We start from the raw sequence: 25,194 nt of genomic DNA on the forward strand, positions 1-25,194 counted from the left end.
ATAATTTAAGAGTTGCCGTTTTTTCTTTTATTACAGAATAATTTTTATAGACAAATAGAGTATGAGAAAAATAGAAAACGCGCTAAGTATCTTTTGCCAAGGAAGAAAAGCCAGCCTGTTAGCCAGTTTAATTGCAGTTTGAGCACCTACAAAAGATCCTAACCCTAAGGCCACCCCGACCCTCCAATCGAAATACCCCATGGAGAAGTATACCCAAAATGAGACTGTGCAACTTGTAAAAGTTTGGAGTCTTGTTAGTCCAATGCTGGTAAGAAAAGAATGTCCAGCATTTAAAAAGGAATGCATAAGCAGAGTAGCTTGCCCTGGACCGAATAAACCATCGAAGGCGCCAATACCTATATAAGTTGGATAAAAAAGCGGGGTAGGAGTTCCGGTGTTTTTTGTTTTTTTAAAATTCGATTTTACGATATTTAGAATGGTGGCAATGAACAACAACACCAAAGCAACTTTAAGCAAGACTTCCTCTGTAAGAAAGGAGGCCAGCAATGCACCACTGATGCCTCCAATGATGGTAAAAGGCACAATGGATAAACCAAGCTTCAATTGAACTTGTTGCTTTTTCCATATCGTGTAAAAGCTAGTGAATGAACTAAAAGAATTTGAAAACTTATTTGCGGCAATCGCGGTATGAATAGGTACTCCCAAAAGTAGCATAGAAGGCAAATTAATAAGGCCGCCGCCTCCTCCGAGGGTTCCGACGAATGTTGCGATAAAACCAATTAAGGTAAGATAGTAGTAGGATGTTTCCATTGATGTCACCTTCTTTCAACGGTACTTTCTGTTGCTACTTCATTGTATGCTTTTAAAAGTCATAATGAAATGACATTAATATTAAGATATACTATAAGAAAAACTTATATTGAGGGTAGTTTATGAACACATCAGAATTTCAAATTTTATCGGTATTGGCAAAAGAAAAAAATATGAGAAAAGCATCTGAACGCTTATTTGTTTCCCAACCTGCTTTATCACAAAGACTGCAATCCATTGAAAAAAATTGGAATACGAAAATATTTATCAGAACGCAAAAAGGATTACTAATTACACCAGCCGGAGAAAAGATTGTGGAATTTGCCGAAGAGGTACTGGCAAAAGAAGCGAAGGTAAGAGAAGAAATTACTTCACTCGATAAAGAAATATATGGAACCCTAAAGATTGCAGTGGCAACCATTATAGGACAATATTGGCTACCTAAAGTGCTGAAGAGATACATTCAAAAATACCCGAACGCGAAAGTTTCGCTTGTGACAGGGTGGAGTAGTGATATTGTCAAAAGTTTGTATGAAGATGAAGTTCACTTAGGAATTATTCGGGGAAATCCGGAATGGAAAGGGGTAAAGAAACATCTGCTCAGAGACAAACTTTACCTGGTAGATACGGAAATAAAAGAGCTTTCTGAACTTGAACTTACGGAGCGCCCGTTTATCCAATTTAAGAGTGATTCCACCTATTATCAAGAAATTCAAGTATGGTGGCATAAGAAATTTCAGGCACCGCCAAAGCGCACAATTGTGGTAGATCAAATAGAGACATGTAAACAGATGGCGTTGAATGGAATCGGCTATGCAATCCTGCCGTCCATCACCTTGCAGGATGATTATGATAACATTAAAAAAATTCCGCTAGAAGAAGATGAAGTGTCCAATTTGCACCGAGATACTTGGTTAATTGGATATGAGTCTTCCTTTAATTTAAAGCAGGTAGAGGCGTTTCTAGAAGTATTAGAGGAATATGAACATGGAGGAAAATGATCCTTCTATTGAGATAATATTGGATTATCTAGAGAAGAAATAGTAATATAAATCTTTGAGATACTAGACTGCATGTTAAGGTGGAACGATTTTATATGGAATGGAAAAATATTTTTCGCGGTATGTTAATGGGTATCAGTGATGTGATCCCTGGTGTAAGTGGTGGAACGATTGCTTTTATTTTGGGAATTTACGATCGTTTAATTGAGTCAATAAGCGGTATTTTCAGCAGAGATTGGTTAAAGCACCTTAAGTTCCTTATTCCTTTGGGTATTGGGATTGTAGGAGCGCTGTTAATCTTCAGTCATCTGCTCGATTACTTGTTACATACCTACCCGCAACCGACTATGTTCTTATTTTTAGGATTGATTATTGGTGTATTACCACTACTAGCTAAAGAATCTAATATGTTACAGACATTTAAAGCACAACATTATTTTGCCCTTTTACTTTCCCTCGTATTGGTTGGTTCTATGGCATTCTTGCAGGAGTCCACAAGACCGGTAATTGAAACGTTAACTCTTGGATCAGCCATCAGTCTGTTCTTTGCTGGCTGGATTGCTAGTATGACAATGCTTTTACCTGGTATCAGTGGCTCGATGGTATTATTGATTCTTGGTTTTTACACCACAGCAATCGCGGCACTTAAAGATATCAATATCCCTATCATCCTTACTATCGGTGCAGGAGTTGCTGTCGGATTTATCATTTCAAGTAAACTGATCAAATACGTCTTAGAGCACTTTCCGAAAATTACATTTGCAGCTATCATTGGCCTTGTGCTGGGATCGACGCTAATTGTTTTCCCGGGCTTTTCCCAAAGCATGCTTGCAAATGTAATTAGCATCATTACCTTCATCATTGGTTTAATTGTGGTTCAATTTATCGCACGCACAAATGAAAAAATGGTTGCCAAAAGAGAGACAGAATGAGTCTCTCTTTTTCTATATGAAAAATGTATAATTTTTTTACTTGTCACACTTTTCTTTGTTTGATAGAGTAAAGGGATAAAGACTTATTGTTTTAGGAGGAATTACATAATGAAAATGATGGATGCAAACGAGATTATTTCTTTTATTCAAAACAGTACTAAATCCACACCTGTAAAGGTTTATGTGAAAGGTGACGTGGAAGGCATCGACTTTGGTGCTTCCTCAAAAACTTTCTTAAATGGCAATAGCGGAGTTGTATTTGGCGAGTGGGCTGAAATTGAAGTGGCTTTGAAAGAGAACGAAGCGAAAATTGAAGACTTTGTAGTGGAAAACGACCGTCGCAACTCTGCCATTCCTCTACTTGATATGAAAGGTGTAAAAGCTCGTATCGAGCCAGGCGCAATTATCCGTGATCAAGTGGAAATCGGCGACAATGCTGTCATCATGATGGGAGCTTCCATCAATATCGGATCCGTAGTTGGAGAAGGTACGATGATTGATATGAATGTTGTACTTGGAGGACGCGCTACAGTCGGTAAAAACTGTCACATCGGTGCGGGAACTGTTCTTGCTGGTGTAATTGAGCCACCTTCTGCTAAGCCGGTTGTCATCGAAGACGATGTAGTAATTGGAGCAAATGCAGTAGTACTAGAAGGCGTTACTGTAGGAAAAGGTGCAGTTGTAGCAGCTGGAGCCATCGTTATTGATGATGTGGCACCATATACAGTGGTAGCTGGAACACCTGCAAGAAAAATTAAAGATATTGATGAAAAAACGAAGTCCAAAACGGAAATTAAACAAGAACTTCGTCAATTATAATAAAGAAGAAAAGAAAAAAGGCGTGGGTGCTTAACTCCACGTCTTTTTCTTAGAAAGAGAGGAACTGTCGTGTCTAACTTAATCAATCCCTTTATACAGATAAGAAGAGACCTGCATCAAATGCCTGAAAAGGGATTTCAAGAAACGAAAACACAAGGATATTTGCTTCGTTATATACATAACCTCCCTCAGGACCATATAGAAATTAAAACTTGGGAAACTGGGATTTTTGTAAGAGTTCACGGAACCAATCCGACAAAAACAATTGGTTACAGAGCGGACATAGATGGATTGCCTATCACGGAGGAAACAGATCTGTCTTTTCATTCTTTACATGAAGGAATGATGCATGCATGCGGACATGATATGCATATGAGTATTGCCCTGGGAATCCTGACTCATTTTTCTCAGAATCCTGCATCTGATAACATCCTGTTTATGTTTCAACCAGCTGAAGAGGGCCCTGGTGGTGCGTTGCCGATGATTCAATCAGAAATCTTCAAAGCCTGGAAACCGGATATGATCGTTGCCCTCCATATCGCCCCTGAATATCCAGTCGGTACGATTGCTACAAAGCAGGGGCTTCTTTTTGCCAACACTTCGGAGTTATTCATCGATCTTAAAGGCCGTGGAGGTCATGCAGCGTACCCACATCAGACAAATGATATGGTAGTTGCTGCATGTTCGCTGGTAACACAGTTACAAACGGTTATTGCCCGTAATGTAGATCCACTCGATAGCGCGGTTATTACAATTGGGAAAATTACAGGTGGTACCGTCCAAAATATCATAGCGGAGCGTGCGCGGCTGGAGGGGACAATTCGTACCCTATCCGTTGAAAGTATGAAAAAAGTGAAAGAGCGGATAGAAGCACTTGTTCATGGCGTGGAAGTGGGATACAACTGCCAAACAACTATCGATTACGGCAGCATGTATCATCAGGTGGATAATGATCCTACACTTACAGAAGAGTTCATGCAATATGTATCGGAAAACACCAATGTTCGTGTAGTGGAATGTAAAGAGGCGATGACGGGTGAGGATTATGGGTACATGATTGAAAACATTCCTGGGTTCATGTTCTGGCTTGGAGCGGAATCGCCATATGGACTGCATCATTCAAAATTGAACCCGAACGAAGATGCTATCGGTGTAGCGATTAGTACCATCATTTCTTATTTCAATTTCAAAGCGAACTGACATATTTATTTTCGTCCCTTGTATAATTTGGCGCTTGAAAGCCAAATTAACAAAGAGGAGGTGGATTACATATGCCAAAAATCGGTGTAGAACAATCCTTAACAGATGTTCAACAAGCGTTGCAACAAAAAGGTTACGATGTTGTTCAATTAACGAATGAAAACGACGCAAAAGGCTGTGACTGCTGCGTTGTAACGGGAATCGACAATAATGTAATGGGTATCTCCAATAGTGTCACTGCTGGTTCTGTAATTGAAGCTAGCGGAATGACAGCTGATCAGATTTGCCAACAGGTGGAAAGCAGAATAAACCATTAAAAAAAGAGCCGTGATGGCTCTTTTTTTTGGTGGAGAAACGGTTGATTTCCGTTCCAGGCGCTTCGCTTGCCTGCGGGCGGTCCGTGAGCCTCCTCGGCTTCGCCTGTGGGGTCTCACCTGTCCCTTCCTCCCGCGGGCGTCTGCGCGCCTTCCACTCCAATCAACAAGGTAGTTTCATTTGCTTTAAGTAGTTTAATCCTTTTTCTCAATATAGACTTGATGTGGAAACGGGATTTCGATACCGTTTGCATCAAGTGCTTCTTTAAGGGTTTTGCGTAACTTACGTTCTACAGCCCATTGTTGCATGTTTTCGGTTTTCGCGATGATGCGGATGACCACATCAGAAGCACCAAGGCCTTGAACACCAATTACATTTGGACCTTCAATAATGGATTCATCTTCTGCTGCAATCTGTTCACAAACGCGTTGCATCACTTCGATTGCTTGGTCGATATTATCATCATAGGAGATGCCGATATCAATCAACGCTCTCATGTTTCCTCGAGAATGGTTGGTTAAATTCGAAATTTCGCGGTTTGGTACATAATGCAAGGAACCGTCGAAATCCCTAATTTTTGTGGTGCGGAGCCCAACTTCTTCTACAATTCCTGAAAAACCGGCAGTAGTAACATAATCATCTACATCGACTTGTTTTTCTAATAGTAGGAAGAAGCCTGTCACAACATCACTGACAATTCCCTGTGCACCGAATCCAATGGCAAGGCCAACAACCCCTGCACCTGCTAAAATAGCAGTTGTTTCAACGGCAAATACATTTTCAAGTACCATAATGACAAGGAAAAAGATTAAAGCATATGTAAAAATGTTAACTGTTAGCTTCTCAAGGGTTTTTGCCCTTCCAGGTGAAATCCCCTGTTTTTGTGATGCTCTTGCGAATGCACGAGTAATGATTTTGGATCCTATGGATTTTACAATCGCATAAACGATGAGGATCACTATAAGTTTTAGTAAAAGAATACCTAATGCAGTCAGTATTGCGTAGAAATCAATATCTGATAAGTCAAATACCATATAACGATTACTCCCTTCCTATTAATTTATGTATGCTCTAATAAGGCATTATAAAGGATTCGTTTAGGAAAACCAAATGATTTACAGAAATCGATTGATTAAGCTTATTGTTTTGTTCTTCAAGGAAAGAATGGTAGTATAAGATGTGAGAAAAAATTCCCATTTATCATCAAGCTTTATATGGGGAATACCAACAAGGTGAAATTTGATAAAGGAACATTTTATTAAATTCCTTATTTAAATTAATTATCATTTAACATTGACTAAAAATAAAGAGTGGTTTATAATAGTTGATGTTGATTAAAAAACTAAATGAGAAATATTTATTGATTTTCTCATTTGAAATTACAACTTGGAGGGATTTACAAATGGCAGAACGCATGGTAGGTAAACAAGCTCCACGTTTTGAAATGGACGCTGTATTACCAAACAAAGAATTTGGAAAAGTAAGCTTAGAAGAAAATATGAAAAACGATAAGTGGACAGTACTTTTCTTCTACCCAATGGATTTCACGTTCGTTTGCCCGACTGAAATCACTGCAATGTCTGATCGTTACGAAGAGTTCGAAGACTTAGATGCAGAAATCATTGGAGTATCTACAGATACTATCCACACTCACTTAGCATGGATCAATACAGATCGCAAAGACAATGGTCTAGGCGAATTAAGATATCCTTTAGCTGCTGACACTAACCACGTTGTATCTCGCGACTACGGTGTTCTTATCGAAGACGAAGGTATCGCATTACGTGGGTTATACATCATCAGCCCTGAAGGCGAACTACAATACCAAACAGTATTCCACAACAACATCGGCCGTGATGTAGAAGAAACACTTCGTGTACTTCAAGCATTACAAACTGGTGGACTTTGCCCGGCTAACTGGAAGCCTGGACAAGCTACATTATAATTTGATGCAACCTAGAATAAGGTCTAACGTTTTCGTTAGGCCTTTTCTTTGCACTACATAGATAAAAATAGGAGGTTGTTACGATGAAACTACGTTCCCCAATGCCTGAATTGACAGGCGCAACAGAATGGTTGAACGGACAGATGACAAGAGAAGACCTAATTGGAGATAAACCAACTCTCATTCATTTCTGGTCTGTTAGCTGCCATTTATGCAAAGAAGCGATGCCTCAAGTGAATGAGTTTCGCGACAATTATAAGGATAAGTTGAATGTAATAGCTGTTCATATGCCACGTTCTGAGGACGATTTGAATCTTGATTCTATTAAGAAAACGGCTAATGAACATGATATCACGCAGCCTATTTTCGTGGACAGTGAACATAAGTTGACAGATGCATTTGAAAATCAGTATGTTCCAGCATATTATGTATTTGATGCAGAAGGTAATCTTCGTCACTTCCAAGCTGGAGGCAGCGGAATGAAGATGCTAGAAAAACGTGTGAACCGTGTTTTAGGTGAAATGGAGAAATAATATGTTTAGACAAAAGGATTACCTTTATGGGTGATCCTTTTTTTGTGTACAGATTCTACTTGCACCTTCACTTTCATATACTCTAAAGTTGTTCACTTATCTCCGACTAAAGACGTAGAAAACATCCGTCTTCCTGTCACTTACCAAGTCTTAAGTAACCTAATAAAATAATAGTATAAATAATTTAAATTTTTCCAAAAAAGACTGGATAAATATTTCGAAACTCGATATATTAGATACTATCTTATATTTTCCAGCATGAGTTAACAAAGGGAGGGAATACATGTGGAGACTTTTAAGAAGCTTAAAGAGTTTTATTGGCCTTATCGCAAAAATTTCTATATTTCATTGATATTTTTGCTTTTAGTAACGGTCATCACTGTCATCTATCCTGTTATTTTACAGGTGACCATTGATGAAGTTATTGAAAAACAACAATTCCAATACGTACCATATATTGCACTTGGATTCATTGGAATCATGGCATTAAAGGGGTTATTTACGTATTTCAATCAGTTCCTAGGTGACCTATTTGGGATCCGATCGGTTTATCGCTTAAGAAATGAACTTTACGAAAAACTGCAATTCCTGCCGTTTCGTTATTATGATAATGCGAAGACTGGGGATTTGATGTCAAGATTGACAGCAGATGTAGAAGGATTCAGGTTTTTCTTATCATTTGGATTTGCCGAATTGATACGGTTCGTGTTGTTAGTGACCATCAGTTTAGGTTTGATGTTCTATTATTCAGTAGCATTAACTTTTGTCACATTGCTGGCTATGCCTTTTCTGGCATTTGTCACGTACCGTTTCGATAAAAGAGTTCATCCTGCATTCCGAGGAATCCGTAAGTCATTTGGAAAACTGAATACGAATGTACAAGAGAACATCAGCGGAATCAATACAGTCAAATCATTATCTCGTGAAGATCACCAAATCAATAAGTTCAATGATTCTAATGTGGACTACAAGGATAAATATATTTCGACTTCAAATGTTTGGGCTAAGTTTTTCCCGCTGATGGAGTTCATCGGTAATGCCTGTGTGGTGGGTCTTCTTGCTTTTGGTGGTTATCTGGTAATCAATGGTCAACTATCGGAAGGTGCACTTGTAGCTTTCTTTAGTCTAGTCTGGTATATTGTTTGGCCGATTGCAAACTTAGGATTTGTTATCAATCAGTTCTCACAAGCAAAAGCTTCAGGAGAACGGCTACTGGAGATTTTAGAAGCAGAAGAGGACATTCAAGATTCACCGGATGCAAAAGATGTACCAAATCTTAATGGGCATGTAACGTTTGAAGATGTGACATTCAGTTATCCAAATGAGGATAAAACCGCTCTTGAAAATGTTTCGTTTGACGCGCCTCCAGGAAAGCAGATTGGATTAATCGGTGCGACAGGTTCTGGGAAAACAAGTATCACACAGCTTATCACAAGATTTTATGAGCCGCAGTCCGGGCGTATTTTAATTGATGGGGAAGAAGTAAATAAATACTCGTTGTACTCACTTCGAAACCAAATCGGATTTGTGCTTCAGGAATCCTTCTTATTTTCTTCTTCTATTAAATCCAATATTGCTTACGGACGACCGAATGCTTCCATGGAAGAAATCGTTCGAGCTGCTAAAATGGCGCAGGCGCATGATTTTATCATGGAACTTCCTGATGGCTATGATACGATGCTTGGAGAACGTGGAATGGGGCTTTCTGGCGGTCAGAAACAACGTATTGCGATTGCTCGTGCGTTGATTCTTGATCCGAGTATCTTAGTGTTGGATGATGCAACAAGTGCGGTAGATATGCAAACTGAGTTTAATATACAAAGAGAATTAAAGGCCGCATTGGCCGGCAGAACAACATTTATCATTGCGCACCGTATCTCCTCACTTAAACACGCGGATGAGATTCTCGTGTTAGAGGAAGGTAAAGTAGTGGAACGCGGGACACATGACGAGCTTGTCCAAAAGAACGGGGCATATCGACGAATCTATGATATCCAATACAAGGACCAAAAAACGGTTTTGGAAGCTCAGACTAACTGAAGGCAGGTGAAACAGAATGCGAAAAAAACAGAAAATTGAATTGAACGATAATGTCAAAAAAAGATTCTATTATTCTACTGATAATGCGATAGAGAAGCCTTTTAACTGGCAACAGATGTGGCGGCTCTTCTCTTATATGAAACCTTATTCGAAAACCTTGCTGCCATTAGCAGTTATTACAATGTTAATAGCAACAGCTGTAAGGCTAGCGATTCCAATCATCATTGGTAAATATTTATATGATGTTGCCATTAAGCAAAAAGACATGGATATGCTTGTCCAACTAGCAGTGATTGTATCTGTTTTATATGTCATTTCCTATGTAGCGAACGCATTGAGGATACGATGGATGAACATGCTTGGACAGAATGTCATTTATGATTTAAGGAAACACCTTTTCACACATGTACAAGGACTGTCCCACCGCTTTTTCGATCAACGGTCGGCGGGGTCCATCCTTGTTAGAATCATGAATGATATTAACTCCCTGCAAGAATTGTTTACAAACGGTGTTATCAACTTGCTTATGGACTTTATCTTGTTAATTGGTATCGTAGTGATCCTCTTTTCATTAAGTCCAGAATTGGCTACAGCAATTTTAATCATCTTACCGATCATGTTCTTCATTTCCACAAGCTTGCGCAGGAAAATAAGAAGAGCGTGGCAGGATGTACGTATAAAGCAATCCATGCTAAATTCTCATTTAAATGAAAGCATTCAAGGAGTTCGTGTTACGCAATCCTTTACGCAAGAAAGAGAGAACATGGGATTCTTTGACCGTATTAATACGGAAAACTTTGAGTCTTGGAAAAATGCAACCAGGCAGAATGCCATTTTCCGTCCATTCGTAGAGATGACAAATGCTGTTGGTACAGCCATCCTTATTTGGTACGGGGCCTACCTTATTCAACAAAGTCTGACTGGTGGCACAAGTACTTTAACTGTCGGTATTTTCATTTCCTTTGCTTTTTACTTGGGGATGTTCTGGGAACCAATTTCTAGATTAGGACAGTTATATAATATGCTGCTTGTTGGTATGGCTTCTTCTGAACGTATCTTTGAATTTTTAGATGAAAAGCCGATTGTGGATGAGAAAGACAACGCCATTCAATTGGATTCCATTCGCGGAGAAATCGAGTTTAAGGATGTAGAGTTCTCCTATGACAGCAAACGTACGGCTTTGAACAGCATTTCATTAAAAATGGAGGCAGGTCAAACAGTGGCATTGGTTGGTCATACGGGTTCTGGTAAAACGACGATTGCCAACTTGATTTCCCGTTTCTATGATGCAACAGGAGGAGTAGTGAAGATCGACGGACACAATATCCGTGACATCTCTCTTCAAAGCCTTCGTTCTCAAATTAGTGTTGTCTTGCAGGATACCTTCATTTTCTCAGGAACCATTAATGATAATATCCGCTTTGGTAGACCTACTGCTACTGACGAAGAAGTAAAAGCAGCTGCTGAGGCAGTTGGTGCGAACGAGTTTATTGAACGGCTAAAGAATGGATATGAAACAGAAGTAGAGGAGAGAGGTAATGTCCTTTCTGTCGGGGAAAGACAATTGATCTCCTTTGCACGTGCTTTGTTAGCAGATCCTAGCATCATCATTTTAGATGAAGCAACTGCAAGCATCGATACGGAGACAGAAGTGAAGATCCAGACTGCTCTTAAACAGCTTTTGAAAGGTCGTACAGCGATCATTATCGCTCACCGTCTATCTACTATTCGTGAAGCAGATAACATCATTGTCCTTGATCATGGGAATATCATGGAGCAAGGCAATCATGATAAACTGATGGAGCATGGTGGTATTTATTATCACTTGGTAAAAGCGCAGTTTACAATGCAGGATGTAAGCTGAGAATAAGAAAAGACATCGGTTCTTGGGACCGGTGTCTTTTTGCGTTTTGTGAGAAATGTATGATATTGCTTAATAGCCGGCACCAAAATGCTCAAAATGGGAATTAGTCAATAAACGGGGGGAATTATACAATAAAGTGGTTAAAGTATGCAATAAACCTCTCCAATTATACAATAAATCACTTCAAATTAACTATAATCCATATATTTACACAAAGGCTTTCGGGATTCTGGAATTATATGTAATGAAAGTGCCTTTTAAATGAGTTTAATGCAATAACCAGAGGACGTCGCTATAGATATTTTGATCAATGATACTCAATCTTTTCAGTAATATAGCAAGCAGCCAGAAAAATAGGGGCAAGGACAGCAATCAGGAAGACAATATTGATATCCATCTGTTCATTCTCCTTTCATTTGTACTGATAACTCATTCAATCTCTCTAACGCATCCTCTTTATCAAAAGAGCTGTACCACCGGAAGTCCATTTCATCAAGAATTCTATAATGTTGACTGATGACATTTTGCTGTAAGCGGAATGCCCCATGCATCTTTATCTCTTTCCACCAGACTTTGCCACCCATAGTCTTATCCTTAGGTGCATCAATCTTCTCGTGTGCAATAGTTTCCAAAACCTCTAGGGGATCAGCACCAAGTACTGAGGATAATACTTGGCTTTCACGGAATAACGCACATGTTGCAGCACAGACAGTCCAGCCGGCTGTAGTGCGGCCCTTTTCTATTTGTACTAGTGTCTTTTTGGAAATACCCAAAACTTCCGCCATTCTGTCTTGTGTGTAGTTATGTTCGGTTCGAATGAGTTTGAGTTTATTTGATATTAGAATGATAGCTTCGTCTTGATTCATCATAGGGTGCCGAATGCTCCTTTTTATATTATATGTGTAATTTTACACTTTAATAGAGGTGGAATCAATAATTTTCTGAAAATATTTAAGTGCGCTATCATTTTAAAATCAAGAAAATTGTTGATTATGGTACAATAGTATCTATACATATCAGAGTAAATGGGGGAAACAGCCTTGAAGAAAAAAGAGTTTGCCGTTATTGGATTGGGACGATTTGGTGGAAGCATGGTACAGGCATTGAGTGATGAGGGAGTAGAGGTTCTTGCGATTGATAACGATGAAGAGAAAGTAAACCAGTTTGCTAATATAGCGTCACATGCAGTGGTTGGTGATACGACGGATGAGGCTGTGTTAAAAAGTATCGGAATCCGTAATTTTGATCATGTAATCGTTGCCATTGGTGATAATATTCAAGCAAGTATTTTGACAACCTTGATCTTGAAAGAACTCGGAGTTAAACATATTACGGTTAAGGCGACCAATGATTATCATGAAAAGGTATTGAGCCGAATTGGTGCAGATCAAGTAGTACATCCTGAGCGTGATATGGGAAGACGTATTGCCCATAATATCGTTTCAAATAACGTTCTCGATTATCTGGAGCTTTCGGATGAGCATAGTATCGTGGAGATTGTTGCTAGCAGGCGTTTGGATGGAAACACGCTGATTGATTTGGATATTCGTGCTAAATACGGAATTAACATTGTTGCGATTAAGCGTGGGAGAGATATTATTGTCTCACCTCAGGCGACTGATGCAATCAGGCAAGGGGATATTCTGATTGTTATCGGTGCGGATACAGATATTACGCGTTTTGAGAAGAATGTGGTGGAGGAATAAGAGTAATGGGAACCAGTGAGGGGAGGAGACCTTGCTGGTTTTTTACTTTTGTTATTGGTGAATGTTTTTCGATTTCCGAAATGTTACAATAACCCATAAAAAAGTCACAACACCATTTGAAAAAGTCACAATAACCACGTGAAAAGTCACAATGAACCTCCGATATGTTACAATCACCTCCAATACGTCGCAAAAGCGCACCATCGGGTTTAAGGGATCCCTAAAATTAACCCAATACGGTCCCTGAATTATAAAATACAACAAAAAAACTCCCCCAAACCACAAAAGTCAGGGGGAGTTTCAACTATTTCACCTTACAATTAAACTTCCATGATGATAGGAAGGATCATTGGACGGCGTTTTGTTTTTTCGTATAAGAATGGAGCTAGTGTGTCTGTAATTTCATTCTTGATTTCAGACCATTGTGTTGTGCGGCGTTCCATGATTTTATTCAGATGCTTGGAAATCAAGGACTGTGCGTCATTAATCAAGTCACCAGATTCTCTCATATAAACGAAGCCGCGTGAGATGATGTCTGGGCCAGAAGCAATGCGGAAGTCTTTCATGTTAATGCTTACTACCACAACCACTAGACCTTCTTCAGAAAGGATGCGTCGGTCACGAAGAACGATGTTTCCGATATCACCAATACCATTTCCGTCAATGTACACATTACCGGATGGGATTTTACCAGCTACAGAAGCCTCATCTTCGCTAAGCGCAAGAACTTCGCCGTTGTCCATGATAAAGCAGTTTTCTTCAGGTACTCCACAATCGATCGCAAGCTGTTTGTGCGTAATTTGCATGCGGTACTCACCGTGAATAGGCATGAAGTATTTTGGTTTGATCAAGCGAAGCATGAGCTTTTGTTCTTGCTGTCCGCCATGACCAGAAGTATGGATGTCGCTTAATGAACCGTGGATAACATCAGCACCTGCACGGAACAACATGTTGATGGTACGGTTTACGCTTAAAGTGTTTCCTGGGATAGGAGAAGATGAGAATACAACCGTGTCTCCAGGAATGATTTGAATCTGGCGGTGAGTACCGTTGGCGATTCTTGAAAGAGCAGCCATTGGTTCACCTTGGCTTCCGGTACAAAGGATAGTGACTTTGTTTGCCGGCATGCGGTTAATTTGGTTCGTTTCGATAAATGTATCTTTAGGTGCTTGGATATAACCAAGTTCTTGACCGATATTAATTGCTGCTTCCATGCTGCGCCCGAAGACAGCGACTTTTCTGCCGTGAGCTACAGCAGCTTCCACTACCTGTTGCAGACGGTGGATGTTAGATGCGAATGTAGCGAAAATCACACGACCATCTACTTTGCGGAAGATGTCCTGGATGCTCTCTCCAACGCGGCGCTCTGACATAGTGAAGTCAGGGATTTCACTGTTTGTGCTGTCAGATAATAGGCAAAGAACACCTTCTTTTCCGATCTCGGCCATTTTCGTTAAGTTTGCTGGCTCTCCTACTGGAGTGAAATCAAACTTAAAGTCCCCAGTATGAACGATATTCCCTTGAGGTGTTTTTACAACAACTCCGTAAGAATCTGGGATACTGTGAGTAGTGCGGAAGAATGTTACCGAAGTTTTACGGAACTTAATGATATCATCTTCTTGGATTTCAATTAGCTTTGCTTTACGAAGAAGACCATGCTCTTCTAATTTGTTTTTGATGAGGCCAAGAGCAAGCTTGCCGCCATAAACCGGAATGTCTACTTCACGAAGCAGGTAAGGAATTCCGCCAATGTGGTCTTCGTGTCCGTGAGTGACGAAAAGGCCTTTAATTTTCTCTTGGTTTTTTACTAAATACGTATAATCTGGAATCACGTAATCGATTCCTAGTAGTTCGTCTTCAGGGAATTTGATACCGGCATCTATTAAGATGATTTCATCTTGAAATTGGACTGCATAGGTGTTTTTCCCGATCTCACCTAGCCCGCCTAGAGCGAAAACCGCTGCTTGATTGTTTTTTACAAATTTCATTGTCTATCAGATCTCCAATACTTTAAAGTTTTCGGCTTGCTTTTCATACTCATAGAAATCTCCTGAAACAGGCTGTATAAATTCTATGTTATATGGCTTGTCCTTTAATTTTCTACGGACTTCAAACACTGCAGATGCTTCCACAAAAAGAGATTCCGTCTTTTCTCTCACTGGTGCTTCAGCTACATCTTCTTGATAATACACTTTAAATAACATTGCTATCTCTCCTTAAAAAAATCTTCTAGCCCTTCGCCTCTCCTTAGGCAGTAAGGGAAGGAACCAGTATATATAGTTATTTTATGTAAGGGAAAAAGGCGGAAGTGTCCGTCGACCCACTATCTTGCGTCAAGCTACAATGCTTTTTTCCTTACAAAAAGACAACGCGAATTTTAATAATGCTTCCTAGTAATATCCATATAGCATAACCGGTCATTGGCCAAAAAGCCATTATTACCCTATATTATATACGATACATCATGAAATTTCATGTTTTTCCCTAAAAGAAGTGCTTTTCTATTTTCTCCAATAGAAAAGGATTAAAAACAGAGGGAGACAAATTCATGGATAAATAATATGTAAGAGTCCTCCAATAAAGAAGGACTCATTAATAGCAAGGACTAGGCAATTGTTTTTCGTTTAAGAATATTGTTCATTCTACGCAGTATTTTTTTTCTTAGCCTTCTTAGCATAAGCGTTTCACTCCTTGTACTTAAGGTACGTTCTGTTTGTTAGTAGTTAATATGCGTCAAACAGAGTAAATAGTTGCTGGTAAATATACGAAATTTGAGTACATGAGGAAATGGCTTTCACTTCTGAACAATATACGTAGAGTTTAGTATGGTTATCATCAGAGTAACATATAAATGGTCTATTGGGAATAAGACCTTTGGTTGTCTTTTATTACATCTGTATTGAGGATCAAATTATCATTGACAGCAAACGTTTTCTTCGTGTAGGTTAAAATAAATATTTATTTCGTTACCCTAAAAGTTAAGGTGGTAAGTTGGATGAAACGACTCTATGCAGCATTATTTACATTAAGTTTGATTTGGGGCATGTCCTTTTTATTTATAAAGTTGCTTGTAGTGGATTTAGGCGTCTGGGGAGTTGTTTTTTGGCGGTGTATGTTTGGGGCTGGTACGCTTTTAATCTTGCTTCTTATTCAGAACAAATTAAAGTTACTTCGGAACCTCCCACTATTTCCTATTGTTTTGATAGCAATATTAAATAATGCCCTTCCTTGGGCGCTTATTGCAGTTAGTGAAACGTCGATCAGCAGTAGTCTGGCTTCGGTTGTCAATGCTACGACACCGATTTGGACAATCTTGATTGGCTTTTCCATCTTTTCAAGTAAGATGGAGAAAATGCAATGGATTGGTGTCAGTGTCGGGTTTCTTGGGATTATCGTTTTACTGGAATTGAACATTCTACAATTGTTTCAGGATAATCTTCTCGGAGTAGGTACGATGTTGGGAGCAACCATTTGTTATGGTTTCGGTGCTCACCTTAGCAAGAGACATTTACAGAACACCCCGATCACTGTTATATCGTTTAGTACGTTAGCAGTAGCTGGACTCTTGTCTGGGATTATGATGGCATTTGTGCAACCATCAGGATTTTTAGCAGTAGGAAGTGTTTCCATTGTTGTATCTTTGATTGGTTTAGGGGTCTTTGGATCGGGTGTTGCGTATCTCCTTTATTATTACATGGTAAAGGAAGGGAGTGCGGAGTTTGCTTCTCTTGTTACGTATATTGTGCCGATAACAGCGATGTTATGGGGAAGCCTATTATTGGAAGAAAAAATAACCCCTCACATGCTTTTCGGTTTGATTCTAATCTTTAGTGGTGTATATTTATCTTCGTATAAAACTAAGGCAAAAAAACAAAAAGTGATAAAAAATGTCACAGTCTAAAGAAGTAAGGTGATTAAAGATGGAAAAGAAAATAGTGTTTTTTGATATAGACGGGACTCTTTTGAATCATGATAAAGAACTACCTGCCTCTACGAAAATGGCAATAAAAGAATTGAAAGAACAAGGAGTTTATGTAGCAATCGCTACAGGAAGGGCTCCGTTTATGTTTGCGGACCTACGCAAAGAATTGGAGATAGATACTTTTGTGAGCTTTAACGGCCAATATGTCGTTTTTGAAGGAGAAGTTATATACAAAAACCCGCTAAATGTAGAAAAATTGCATTTGCTACGTGAAAATTCCGAAAAAGTGTCACATCCATTAGTGTATTTAAATCATGAAACTATGAAGGCGAATGTTGAAAATCATCCGTTTATTAATGAAAGTATGGGAAGCCTGAAGTTTGTCCATCCGGAATATGGTCCAAGCTTTCTTGATGAGACGGAAATTTTTCAGGCATTATTGTTCATAGAGGATGAACACCAGCAAAGTTATGTGAAGGCATATGAAGATTTTGATTTCATCCGCTGGCATCAATATTCTACCGATATTCTTCCAAAAGGCGGCTCTAAAGCAATCGGTATTCAAAGGATGCTAGAAAGATTGCCATTTAAGAAAGAGAACGTATTCGCTTTTGGAGATGGATTAAATGATATTGAAATGATTGATTTTGTCGGAACAGGGGTGGCGATGGGGAATGCGCATCCTGAGTTATTGAAAGTGGCCAACCATGTTACTAAAGATGTAGGGGAAGATGGAATTCTTCATGGGCTCGAGCAAGTTGGATTACTAAAACAGAAAATCCGTTAAGCGTTAAGAAGAAAGCCTGATCGAATGTCGATCAGGCTTTCTTAAATATAAAAATAATAATAATCGGTTGATTTCCATTCCAGGCGCTTCGCTTGCCTGCGGGCGGTCCATGAGCCTCCTCGACTTCGTCTGCGACGTCTCACCTGTCCCTTCCTCCCGCGGGTGTCTGGGCGCCTTCAACTACAATCAACAAGATGACTTCATATACTTATGTTTTTAGATTGAAAAATCATCTCTCTATCGGTATTGCTCCTTCTGGAGGTTGAAATGGGTTATCTTGGTTTATGTGGTCATAGAACATGACGCCGTTTAAGTGGTCGATTTCATGTTGAAATACAATGGCCACTAATCCTTTCAAGCGCAGTTTAATTTCTTCGCCCTGCAAGGTGGTGGCTTTGACCGTTACGCGAGCATATCTCGGTACAAGTCCGGGGACGTCCCTATCTACAGATAGACAACCTTCACCCGAGGTAAGAAAACTTTTTTCAACAGAATGGCTAACGATCCTAGGGTTAAAAAGTGCGTAGCTATGTAGTGTTCCGCTTTCGTCTCTAATATGAATGGCAATCATCTTTTTAGGAACATTAATTTGGGGAGCTGCCAGCCCGACTCCAGGACGTAAATTATATTGTTGAGAAATATCAGGGTTTTGACTGTTTTGAAGGTACTCCATCATCTTTTGCAGAGTAATGGAATCTTCCTGAGAAGGGGGAAGGGATACGTCGCTTGCCACTACACGTAATGTGGGATGCCCTTCTTTTATGATGTCTTTCGCTGTAAGCATGATTTCACTCCTATCTAATATACTTCTATACTATACTCCAAAGTAGCTTATAAATGGTAGCTGTAATCTATCTCATTATATACTACCAAAAGCGGTATGTTACGTGAAACAATTCGTTTTGCCTTATTTAATTTTATGTGTAACATATGAATTTAATATTGTAAAAATTAGCAATAAAATTTATAGTTAAATAGAAGATATGTTAGGGGGATTTAAATTGCGTTTTTGGAAAAGGACTGTATATACGGGTACTCTGGCTTTTTCCCTAGTACTGGCAGGTTGTGTTAATGGAGAATCAGCTGAACAAGAAATATTTCAAACATTAGAAGAAGTAGTAGAACTTGAAGCCAGCTTTGAAGAGCAACAAGGACCTTTATTGGAATTAGAAAAAGAGGAATCTGCTATTTATGAAGAAATTCTTACCCTTGGGATGAAAGAGTTCGATCAAATTGTTAAACTTTCTCAAGAAGGGCTTGCTTTAGTGGAACAAAAAGAAGCTGCCATGAAAAATGAAAAAGAGAGCATAGAAGCAGCAAGGAGTCAATTTGAAGAGGTGAAAACTTCTATCGAATCCTTAGAAGATGAAGAGTTGAAAAAAGAGGCACAAGCGTTATATCAGCTAATGGAACAACGTTATGAAGCCTACATGACTTTATCAAATCATTATATGAAGTCAATGGAAGACGAAAAAGAAATGTACGAGTTATTCCAAACGGAAGATTTGACATTGGAGCAACTCCAAGTCCAGATAAATGATTTAAATGAGAAGTATGAAAAAATCAATGAAGCAAACAAATCGTTCAATGACCTTACCGACCAGTATAATAAAGCTAAATTGGATTTTTACAAAAAAGCGGGACTTAACGTCAGCTATGATAATTAAGTTTAAAAAAGACACGTTGGAGCTAGCCTCCCCGGGTCTTTTTTGTTGTAGAAATATGTTTTATTCTTATCTCAAAATAGTCAATGTTTCGTTAATGGTTAAGATTGAGTTATATCGGGAATGGGATTTATAGCGTTTTTTATTATTATGACATAACATGAAGTTGACCTGTTCTGCATTGTGATACAGTTTTAAAAGTTGTATTAGTACAGTTAAGGGTTCAGAATAAACTTTTTACTTTTTTTGGTTTTAAAAAGCAATGCAAGCAAAGAGATTGACGGGATTGCAAACTGTGTTGTAAACTTGACCTTGGTGAAAAGTTGTATTAATATTTTCTTCGGAAAGATTAATACAGTATAAATTTTAGTGTTTATCATGCGTATTGCTGAAGACACGAAAAGAGGAAAGATACGTTTTTGCATCACAAACAGAAAAATGTCTTTTAAAACACGTTTTTGGGTAACCTATTTTTGTATGTAATGATGTATTAAATAGTTCTCTTAATAGAAAGGAAGAGGTGACGTAGATGGCTGCAAAAACTAAAAATGCTAAATTTGATCCAAAGCAGCAGAAAGCGAAAGTGGAAGAACAATTCCAAACGTTCCAAATCTTAAATGAAGAAGGCGAAGTAGTAAATGAAGCTGCAATGCCTGAACTTAGTGATGATCAATTAAAAGAATTAATGCGCCGTATGGTATATACTCGCGTACTTGATCAGCGTTCCATTAGCTTGAACAGACAAGGACGCCTAGGTTTCTACGCTCCTACAGCAGGTCAAGAAGCTTCACAATTAGCTTCTCAATTTGCACTAGAAGCAGATGATTTTATTTTACCAGGATACCGTGATGTGCCACAGATGATCTGGCATGGTCTTCCTTTATATCAAGCATTCCTATTCTCTCGTGGTCACTTCCACGGCAACCAGATGCCAGAGGGTGTTAACTTATTGCCACCTCAAATCATCATTGGTGCTCAAATCATCCAAACTGCAGGTGTTGCACTTGGACTGAAGAAAAAAGGGAAAAAGACGGTAGCAATTACATACACAGGAGACGGTGGAGCTTCCCAAGGTGATTTCTACGAAGGTATTAACTTCGCAGGGGCTTACCAAGCACCAGCAATCTTTGTTGTACAAAACAACCGTTTTGCTATTTCCACTCCTGTTGAAAAGCAATCTGCAGCAGGTACAATTGCTCAAAAAGCGGTTGCAGCAGGTATTCCTGGAATCCAGGTAGACGGAATGGACGCATTAGCAGTTTACGCGGCAACTCGTGATGCTCGTGAGCGTGCAGTGAATGGTGAAGGTCCTACATTAATTGAGACATTAACGTACCGTTATGGTCCACATACTATGGCTGGAGATGACCCGACTCGTTACCGTACTTCTGAACTTGATGATGAGTGGGAAAAGAAAGATCCGTTAGTACGTTTCCGTAAATTCCTTGAAAACAAAGGAATCTGGAGCGAAGACGAAGAGAACAAAGTTATCGAAGAAGCGAAAGAAGATATCAAGGTTGCTATCAAGAAAGCAGATGACCAACCTAAACAGAAAGTTACAGACTTAATCTCTTTCATGTACGAAGAGCTTCCTAATAACCTAAAAGAGCAAAATGAAATCTACAAAGAGAAGGAGTCGAAGTAAGCCATGGCGCAAATGACAATGATTCAAGCGATCACTGATGCGTTACGCACAGAATTGAAAAATGACGAAAACGTCTTACTTTTCGGTGAAGACGTTGGTCAAAACGGTGGGGTTTTCCGTGCAACTGAAGGCCTTCAAGCTGAGTTCGGGGAAGATCGCGTGTTTGATACACCACTTGCAGAATCAGGAATCGGTGGACTTGCTGTTGGCTTCGGTGTAACCGGCTTCCGTCCTGTAATGGAAATCCAATTCTTCGGTTTCGTATACGAAGTAATGGACTCTGTTAGTGGACAACTTGCTCGTATGCGTTACCGTACTGGTGGCCGTTGGTCTGCACCAGTTACTATCCGCTCTCCATTCGGTGGAGGAGTTCACACTCCTGAACTTCATGCAGACAGCTTAGAAGGACTTATGGCGCAACAACCAGGTCTTAAAGTAGTTATCCCTGCAACACCTTATGACGCAAAAGGTCTTTTAATTTCTGCAATCCGCGATAACGATCCTGTTATTTTCTTGGAGCACATGAAATTATACCGTTCTTTCCGTCAAGAGGTACCTGAAGAAGAGTACACAATTGAGATCGGGAAAGCTGATGTTAAACGTGAAGGTTCCGACATTACAATGGTTACTTATGGAGCAATGGTACATGAGTGCTTAAAAGCAGCTGATCAACTTGAAAAAGACGGAGTATCCGCTGAAGTAATCGACTTGCGTACTATCAGCCCATTGGATATCGAGACAATCATTGCATCTGTTGAAAAAACAGGCCGTGCAATTGTTGTCCAAGAAGCACAAAAACAAGCTGGTATCGGAGCTAACATCGTAGCAGAAATCAACGACCGTGCGATTCTTAGTCTAGAAGCACCGGTATTACGTGTTGCTGCACCTGATACGGTATTCCCATTCTCTCAAGCAGAGAGCGTATGGTTGCCAAATCATAAAGATGTTCTAGAAACAGCGAAAAAAGTTCTGAACTTCTAATATATAACCAGTTCTTCAACAGAGCTACCATACGGAAGTCCATTCTTCGCCTAGCCAAGAGTGGGCTCTCCATTTTATACAAAAGTAAGCAAAAGAAGGCTATCTCGTTATATTTATATCACTGTAGATTGGAGTGCAAGGTGTGAGACCCCCGAGCGTTGTGAGGAGGCTCAAGCACCGTCCCGCGGAAAGCGAACACCTGGAACGGAAATCTACAGAGGGTAACAGATTCCTTATAAAGCTATCTATCATAGGAGGTTGAATACTGTGGCATTCGAATTTAAACTGCCAGATATCGGTGAAGGTATCCATGAAGGTGAAATCGTAAAGTGGTTCGTAAAACCAGGTGACGAAATCGAAGAAGATGACGTACTTTGTGAAGTACAAAACGATAAAGCAGTCGTAGAAATTCCATCTCCTGTTAAAGGGAAAGTAACGGAATTAAAAGTGGAAGAAGGTACTGTCTGTACTGTTGGACAAACCATCATCACACTAGACGCACCAGGTTATGAAGACCTTAAATTTAAAGGTGACGACCACGGAAGCGACGATGAAAAAGCAGAAGAAAAAACAGAAGGACAAGTTCAAGCAACAGCTGAGGCTGGTCAAGATGTGAAAAAAGAAGAAGCGCCTAAAGAAGAGCCAAAAGCTGAAACTGGCGCTGGTACTCAAGAGCAAGTAGAAGTAGATCCAAACAGACGTGTTATCGCAATGCCTTCTGTACGCAAATATGCTCGTGAAAAAGGCGTAGAAATTCGTCAAGTAGCTGGTTCCGGCGACAATGGCCGTGTTCTTAAGAGTGATATAGATGCATTCTTAAGCGGAGGAAGCGCTAAAGCAGAAGAAACTACTACTGAAGCGGCTCCTGCAGCTAAAGAAGAAACAAAAACAGAAGCAAAACAAGAAAAACAAGCAATTCCTGCTGGTCAATACCCAGAGACTCGTGAGAAAATGAGTGGTATGCGTCGTGCAATCGCTAAAGCGATGGTTAACTCCAAGCACACTGCACCTCACGTAACATTAATGGATGAGATCGATGTGACAGAACTTGTTGCTCACCGCAAGAAATTCAAATCAGTTGCAGCAGACAAAGGTATTAAGTTAACATTCTTACCATACGTAGTTAAAGCACTTACATCTGCGTTACGCGAGTACCCTGTACTTAATACATCTCTAGATGATGCAACAGATGAGATTGTTCACAAGCACTATTTCAACATTGGAATCGCTGCTGATACAGAAAAAGGCTTATTAGTTCCTGTAGTGAAAGATGCGGACAGAAAGTCTATCTTCTCTATCTCCAACGAAATCAATGAACTTGCTGGAAAAGCACGTGACGGTAAATTGGCATCAGATGAAATGAAAGGTGCATCTTGCACAATCACAAACATCGGATCTGCTGGTGGACAGTGGTTCACACCGGTTATTAACCATCCAGAGGTTGCGATTCTAGGTATCGGCCGTATCGCAGAAAAACCTGTAGTGAAAGACGGAGAAATTGTAGTGGCTCCAGTTCTAGCATTATCACTAAGCTTTGACCATCGTATGATTGATGGCGCTACTGCTCAAAATGCGCTTAACCATATCAAGCGTCTATTGAACGATCCACAATTATTGTTAATGGAGGGTTAATAAATGGTAGTAGGAGATTTCGCAATTGATGTAGATACGCTTGTCATCGGTTCGGGCCCTGGCGGATATGTTGCTGCAATCCGCGCGGCTCAACTGGGACAAAAAGTAACAATCGTAGAAAAGAACACACTTGGTGGAGTATGTCTAAACGTTGGATGTATCCCTTCCAAAGCGTTAATTTCTGCAGGTCACCGCTTTGAAACAGCTCAACATTCTGAAGACATGGGAATCAAAGCTGAGAACGTAACAGTTGATTTCTCTAAAGTTCAAGAATGGAAAGCAGGAGTTGTGAAGAAATTGACTGGCGGAGTAGAAGGTCTACTTAAGGGGAATAAAGTAGACATCGTTTCTGGGGAAGCATACTTCGTAGACGGTAACACAGTTCGTATAATGGACGAAAACTCTGCGCAAACATACAAGTTTAATAACTGTATCATTGCAACAGGTTCTCGCCCAATTGAAATTCCGACTTTTAAGTACTCCAAACGTGTTCTTGATTCTACAGGTGCATTGGCACTTAAAGACATTCCAAAGAAACTAGTTGTTATCGGTGGAGGTTACATCGGTACGGAGCTAGGTACAGCTTATGCAAACTTTGGAACAGAAGTTGTTATTGTTGAAGCGGCAGATGAGATCTTGGCTGGATTTGAAAAGCAAATGAGCTCTCTTGTAAAGCGTAACCTGAAGAAAAAAGGAAACGTAGAAATCTTCACAAAAGCAATGGCTAAAGGTGTAGAAGAAACAGAAGATGGTGTGAAAGTAACGATTGAAGTAAAAGGCGAAGAGCAAACAATCGACGCTGATTACGTATTGGTTACTGTTGGTCGCCGTCCTAACACAGATGAGCTTGGCCTTGAGCAAGTTGGTGTGGAAATGACAGATCGTGGCGTTGTCAAAATTGACAAGCAGTGCCGCACTAGCGTTTCTAACATCTATGCTATCGGTGATATCGTTGATGGACCACCGCTTGCACATAAAGCTTCTTACGAAGGTAAGATTGCTGCAGAAGCAATTGCTGGTGAGCCTGCTGAGATCGACTACTTAGGTATTCCTGCAGTAGTATTCTCTGAACCAGAACTTGCATCTGTCGGTTACACAGAAGCACAAGCAAAAGAAGAAGGAATTGAAGTGACAGCTGCTAAGTTCCCATTTGCTGCGAACGGCCGTGCATTGGCATTGAACGCAACAGACGGATTCTTAAAGCTTGTAACTCGTAAAGAAGATGGATTAATCATTGGTGCTCAAATTGCCGGTTCTAGCGCATCTGACATGATCGCTGAACTTGGTCTTGCAATCGAAGCTGGTATGACAGCGGAAGATATCGCTATGACTATCCACGCGCATCCAACATTGGGAGAAATCACAATGGAAGCTGCAGAAGTGGCAATGGGAAGCCCTATTCATATCGTGAAATAATGGACCAACCTAAAGAGCCTC

At 39.8% G+C, this 25,194-nt stretch carries 23 protein-coding genes; 17 read left to right on the forward strand and 6 right to left on the reverse strand.

The genetic code is table 11. The features are described from left to right. Positions 1 to 30 precede the first annotated feature (30 nt). Positions 31 to 771, reverse strand: a complete 741-nt coding sequence (locus tag B4U37_RS08990) for a sulfite exporter TauE/SafE family protein (protein WP_010192729.1) — start codon at positions 769 to 771, stop codon at positions 31 to 33. 122 nt (positions 772 to 893) lie between these two features. On the opposite strand from B4U37_RS08990, the gene B4U37_RS08995 reads away from it, so the two are divergent. From B4U37_RS08995 to B4U37_RS09015, 5 genes are all read left to right on the forward strand, one after another. Next, positions 894 to 1,772 (forward strand): transcriptional regulator CcpC, encoded by an 879-nt coding sequence (locus B4U37_RS08995; RefSeq protein ID WP_088017952.1) that lies wholly within the window; start codon positions 894 to 896, stop codon positions 1,770 to 1,772. 95 nt (positions 1,773 to 1,867) lie between these two features. Next, positions 1,868 to 2,704 (forward strand): DUF368 domain-containing protein, encoded by an 837-nt coding sequence (locus B4U37_RS09000; RefSeq protein WP_088017953.1) that lies wholly within the window; start codon positions 1,868 to 1,870, stop codon positions 2,702 to 2,704. A 108-nt stretch (positions 2,705 to 2,812) separates the two neighbouring features. Next, positions 2,813 to 3,523 carry a 2,3,4,5-tetrahydropyridine-2,6-dicarboxylate N-acetyltransferase gene (dapD, locus tag B4U37_RS09005; RefSeq protein ID WP_088017954.1) on the forward strand — a complete coding sequence of 237 codons (711 nt, stop codon included), beginning with the start codon at positions 2,813 to 2,815 and terminating at the stop codon, positions 3,521 to 3,523. A 120-nt stretch (positions 3,524 to 3,643) separates the two neighbouring features. Next, positions 3,644 to 4,723: an N-acetyldiaminopimelate deacetylase gene (locus B4U37_RS09010; RefSeq protein WP_245840091.1), complete on the forward strand. Its 1,080-nt coding sequence runs from the start codon at positions 3,644 to 3,646 to the stop codon at positions 4,721 to 4,723. A 71-nt stretch (positions 4,724 to 4,794) separates the two neighbouring features. Next, positions 4,795 to 5,040 carry a YkuS family protein gene (locus B4U37_RS09015; RefSeq protein ID WP_010192741.1) on the forward strand — a complete coding sequence of 82 codons (246 nt, stop codon included), beginning with the start codon at positions 4,795 to 4,797 and terminating at the stop codon, positions 5,038 to 5,040. A 192-nt stretch (positions 5,041 to 5,232) separates the two neighbouring features. Here the strand turns inward: B4U37_RS09015 and B4U37_RS09025 are convergent, their stop codons facing one another. Further along, the gene (locus tag B4U37_RS09025; protein WP_088017956.1) at positions 5,233 to 6,072 is read right to left on the reverse strand and encodes a mechanosensitive ion channel family protein; all 840 of its coding nucleotides are present in this window, start codon (positions 6,070 to 6,072) and stop codon (positions 5,233 to 5,235) included. A 368-nt stretch (positions 6,073 to 6,440) separates the two neighbouring features. Between B4U37_RS09025 and B4U37_RS09030 the strand changes: the two genes are divergently transcribed. The 4 genes from B4U37_RS09030 (at position 6,441) to B4U37_RS09045 (ending at position 11,420) form a co-directional block, all read left to right on the forward strand. After that, entirely contained in the window at positions 6,441 to 6,983 is a 543-nt protein-coding gene (locus B4U37_RS09030) for a peroxiredoxin (RefSeq protein ID WP_010192747.1), read from the forward strand. A gap of 83 nt (positions 6,984 to 7,066) precedes the next feature. Beyond that, positions 7,067 to 7,516 carry a redoxin domain-containing protein gene (locus B4U37_RS09035; protein ID WP_088017958.1) on the forward strand — a complete coding sequence of 150 codons (450 nt, stop codon included), beginning with the start codon at positions 7,067 to 7,069 and terminating at the stop codon, positions 7,514 to 7,516. Between the two features lie 285 nt (positions 7,517 to 7,801). After that, on the forward strand, positions 7,802 to 9,556 hold the full coding sequence (locus B4U37_RS09040) for an ABC transporter ATP-binding protein (RefSeq protein ID WP_088017960.1): 1,755 nt from the start codon (positions 7,802 to 7,804) through the stop codon (positions 9,554 to 9,556). A gap of 16 nt (positions 9,557 to 9,572) precedes the next feature. Further along, positions 9,573 to 11,420 (forward strand): ABC transporter ATP-binding protein, encoded by a 1,848-nt coding sequence (locus B4U37_RS09045; RefSeq protein WP_088017961.1) that lies wholly within the window; start codon positions 9,573 to 9,575, stop codon positions 11,418 to 11,420. Positions 11,421 to 11,821: 401 nt separating this feature from the next. Here B4U37_RS09045 and B4U37_RS09050 read toward each other — a convergent pair whose 3' ends face one another. After that, positions 11,822 to 12,286 (reverse strand): helix-turn-helix transcriptional regulator, encoded by a 465-nt coding sequence (locus B4U37_RS09050; protein WP_088020222.1) that lies wholly within the window; start codon positions 12,284 to 12,286, stop codon positions 11,822 to 11,824. 159 nt (positions 12,287 to 12,445) lie between these two features. Between B4U37_RS09050 and B4U37_RS09055 the strand changes: the two genes are divergently transcribed. Beyond that, positions 12,446 to 13,126 carry a potassium channel family protein gene (locus tag B4U37_RS09055; protein WP_088017963.1) on the forward strand — a complete coding sequence of 227 codons (681 nt, stop codon included), beginning with the start codon at positions 12,446 to 12,448 and terminating at the stop codon, positions 13,124 to 13,126. A 320-nt stretch (positions 13,127 to 13,446) separates the two neighbouring features. On the opposite strand, the gene rnjA is transcribed toward B4U37_RS09055, so the two are convergent. Together rnjA and B4U37_RS09065 are read right to left on the reverse strand one after the other, a co-directional pair. Then, complete coding sequence (gene rnjA / locus B4U37_RS09060; RefSeq protein WP_010192757.1) at positions 13,447 to 15,114, reverse strand: ribonuclease J1; 1,668 nt, start codon at positions 15,112 to 15,114, stop codon at positions 13,447 to 13,449. A 6-nt stretch (positions 15,115 to 15,120) separates the two neighbouring features. After that, positions 15,121 to 15,330: a DNA-dependent RNA polymerase subunit epsilon gene (locus B4U37_RS09065; RefSeq protein ID WP_010192759.1), complete on the reverse strand. Its 210-nt coding sequence runs from the start codon at positions 15,328 to 15,330 to the stop codon at positions 15,121 to 15,123. 791 nt (positions 15,331 to 16,121) lie between these two features. On the opposite strand from B4U37_RS09065, the gene B4U37_RS09070 reads away from it, so the two are divergent. Beyond that, complete coding sequence (locus B4U37_RS09070; protein ID WP_088017965.1) at positions 16,122 to 17,027, forward strand: DMT family transporter; 906 nt, start codon at positions 16,122 to 16,124, stop codon at positions 17,025 to 17,027. Positions 17,028 to 17,046: 19 nt separating this feature from the next. Further along, on the forward strand, positions 17,047 to 17,835 hold the full coding sequence (locus tag B4U37_RS09075; RefSeq protein WP_088017967.1) for a Cof-type HAD-IIB family hydrolase: 789 nt from the start codon (positions 17,047 to 17,049) through the stop codon (positions 17,833 to 17,835). 229 nt (positions 17,836 to 18,064) lie between these two features. Here the strand turns inward: B4U37_RS09075 and def are convergent, their stop codons facing one another. After that, on the reverse strand, positions 18,065 to 18,619 hold the full coding sequence (gene def / locus B4U37_RS09080) for a peptide deformylase (protein ID WP_088017969.1): 555 nt from the start codon (positions 18,617 to 18,619) through the stop codon (positions 18,065 to 18,067). A gap of 217 nt (positions 18,620 to 18,836) precedes the next feature. Here def and B4U37_RS09085 point away from each other — a divergent pair, with 217 nt between their 5' ends. From B4U37_RS09085 to lpdA, 5 genes are all read left to right on the forward strand, one after another. Next, positions 18,837 to 19,502, forward strand: coding sequence for a YkyA family protein (locus B4U37_RS09085; RefSeq protein ID WP_088017970.1), 666 nt, complete (start codon positions 18,837 to 18,839; stop codon positions 19,500 to 19,502). 526 nt (positions 19,503 to 20,028) lie between these two features. Further along, complete coding sequence (gene pdhA, locus B4U37_RS09090; protein WP_060667189.1) at positions 20,029 to 21,144, forward strand: pyruvate dehydrogenase (acetyl-transferring) E1 component subunit alpha; 1,116 nt, start codon at positions 20,029 to 20,031, stop codon at positions 21,142 to 21,144. Between the two features lie 3 nt (positions 21,145 to 21,147). After that, a complete protein-coding gene (locus B4U37_RS09095; RefSeq protein WP_088017971.1) occupies positions 21,148 to 22,125 on the forward strand; it encodes an alpha-ketoacid dehydrogenase subunit beta in 978 nt (325 codons plus the stop codon). A gap of 267 nt (positions 22,126 to 22,392) precedes the next feature. Beyond that, positions 22,393 to 23,757 (forward strand): dihydrolipoamide acetyltransferase family protein, encoded by a 1,365-nt coding sequence (locus B4U37_RS09100; RefSeq protein WP_088017972.1) that lies wholly within the window; start codon positions 22,393 to 22,395, stop codon positions 23,755 to 23,757. A gap of 3 nt (positions 23,758 to 23,760) precedes the next feature. Further along, positions 23,761 to 25,173, forward strand: a complete 1,413-nt coding sequence (lpdA, locus tag B4U37_RS09105) for a dihydrolipoyl dehydrogenase (protein ID WP_088017974.1) — start codon at positions 23,761 to 23,763, stop codon at positions 25,171 to 25,173. The last annotated feature ends 21 nt before the right edge of the window (positions 25,174 to 25,194 follow it).

The organism is Sutcliffiella horikoshii (genome assembly GCF_002157855.1).
Taxonomy (GTDB): Bacteria; Bacillota; Bacilli; order Bacillales; family Bacillaceae_I; genus Sutcliffiella_A; species Sutcliffiella_A horikoshii_C.

What these genes read in the sequence shown, in the direction of transcription:
- B4U37_RS08990 (WP_010192729.1), bottom strand. Translation starts at nt 771, where the DNA reads ATGGAAACATCCTACTACTATCTTACCTTAATTGGTTTTATCGCAACA.
- B4U37_RS08995 (WP_088017952.1), top strand. Translation starts at nt 894, where the DNA reads ATGAACACATCAGAATTTCAAATTTTATCGGTATTGGCAAAAGAAAAA.
- B4U37_RS09000 (WP_088017953.1), top strand. Translation starts at nt 1,868, where the DNA reads ATGGAATGGAAAAATATTTTTCGCGGTATGTTAATGGGTATCAGTGAT.
- dapD (WP_088017954.1), top strand. Translation starts at nt 2,813, where the DNA reads ATGAAAATGATGGATGCAAACGAGATTATTTCTTTTATTCAAAACAGT.
- B4U37_RS09010 (WP_245840091.1), top strand. Translation starts at nt 3,644, where the DNA reads ATGCCTGAAAAGGGATTTCAAGAAACGAAAACACAAGGATATTTGCTT.
- B4U37_RS09015 (WP_010192741.1), top strand. Translation starts at nt 4,795, where the DNA reads ATGCCAAAAATCGGTGTAGAACAATCCTTAACAGATGTTCAACAAGCG.
- B4U37_RS09025 (WP_088017956.1), bottom strand. Translation starts at nt 6,072, where the DNA reads ATGGTATTTGACTTATCAGATATTGATTTCTACGCAATACTGACTGCA.
- B4U37_RS09030 (WP_010192747.1), top strand. Translation starts at nt 6,441, where the DNA reads ATGGCAGAACGCATGGTAGGTAAACAAGCTCCACGTTTTGAAATGGAC.
- B4U37_RS09035 (WP_088017958.1), top strand. Translation starts at nt 7,067, where the DNA reads ATGAAACTACGTTCCCCAATGCCTGAATTGACAGGCGCAACAGAATGG.
- B4U37_RS09045 (WP_088017961.1), top strand. Translation starts at nt 9,573, where the DNA reads ATGCGAAAAAAACAGAAAATTGAATTGAACGATAATGTCAAAAAAAGA.
- B4U37_RS09050 (WP_088020222.1), bottom strand. Translation starts at nt 12,286, where the DNA reads ATGAATCAAGACGAAGCTATCATTCTAATATCAAATAAACTCAAACTC.
- B4U37_RS09055 (WP_088017963.1), top strand. Translation starts at nt 12,446, where the DNA reads ATGGGGGAAACAGCCTTGAAGAAAAAAGAGTTTGCCGTTATTGGATTG.
- rnjA (WP_010192757.1), bottom strand. Translation starts at nt 15,114, where the DNA reads ATGAAATTTGTAAAAAACAATCAAGCAGCGGTTTTCGCTCTAGGCGGG.
- B4U37_RS09065 (WP_010192759.1), bottom strand. Translation starts at nt 15,330, where the DNA reads ATGTTATTTAAAGTGTATTATCAAGAAGATGTAGCTGAAGCACCAGTG.
- B4U37_RS09070 (WP_088017965.1), top strand. Translation starts at nt 16,122, where the DNA reads ATGAAACGACTCTATGCAGCATTATTTACATTAAGTTTGATTTGGGGC.
- B4U37_RS09075 (WP_088017967.1), top strand. Translation starts at nt 17,047, where the DNA reads ATGGAAAAGAAAATAGTGTTTTTTGATATAGACGGGACTCTTTTGAAT.
- def (WP_088017969.1), bottom strand. Translation starts at nt 18,619, where the DNA reads ATGCTTACAGCGAAAGACATCATAAAAGAAGGGCATCCCACATTACGT.
- pdhA (WP_060667189.1), top strand. Translation starts at nt 20,029, where the DNA reads ATGGCTGCAAAAACTAAAAATGCTAAATTTGATCCAAAGCAGCAGAAA.
- B4U37_RS09095 (WP_088017971.1), top strand. Translation starts at nt 21,148, where the DNA reads ATGGCGCAAATGACAATGATTCAAGCGATCACTGATGCGTTACGCACA.
- lpdA (WP_088017974.1), top strand. Translation starts at nt 23,761, where the DNA reads ATGGTAGTAGGAGATTTCGCAATTGATGTAGATACGCTTGTCATCGGT.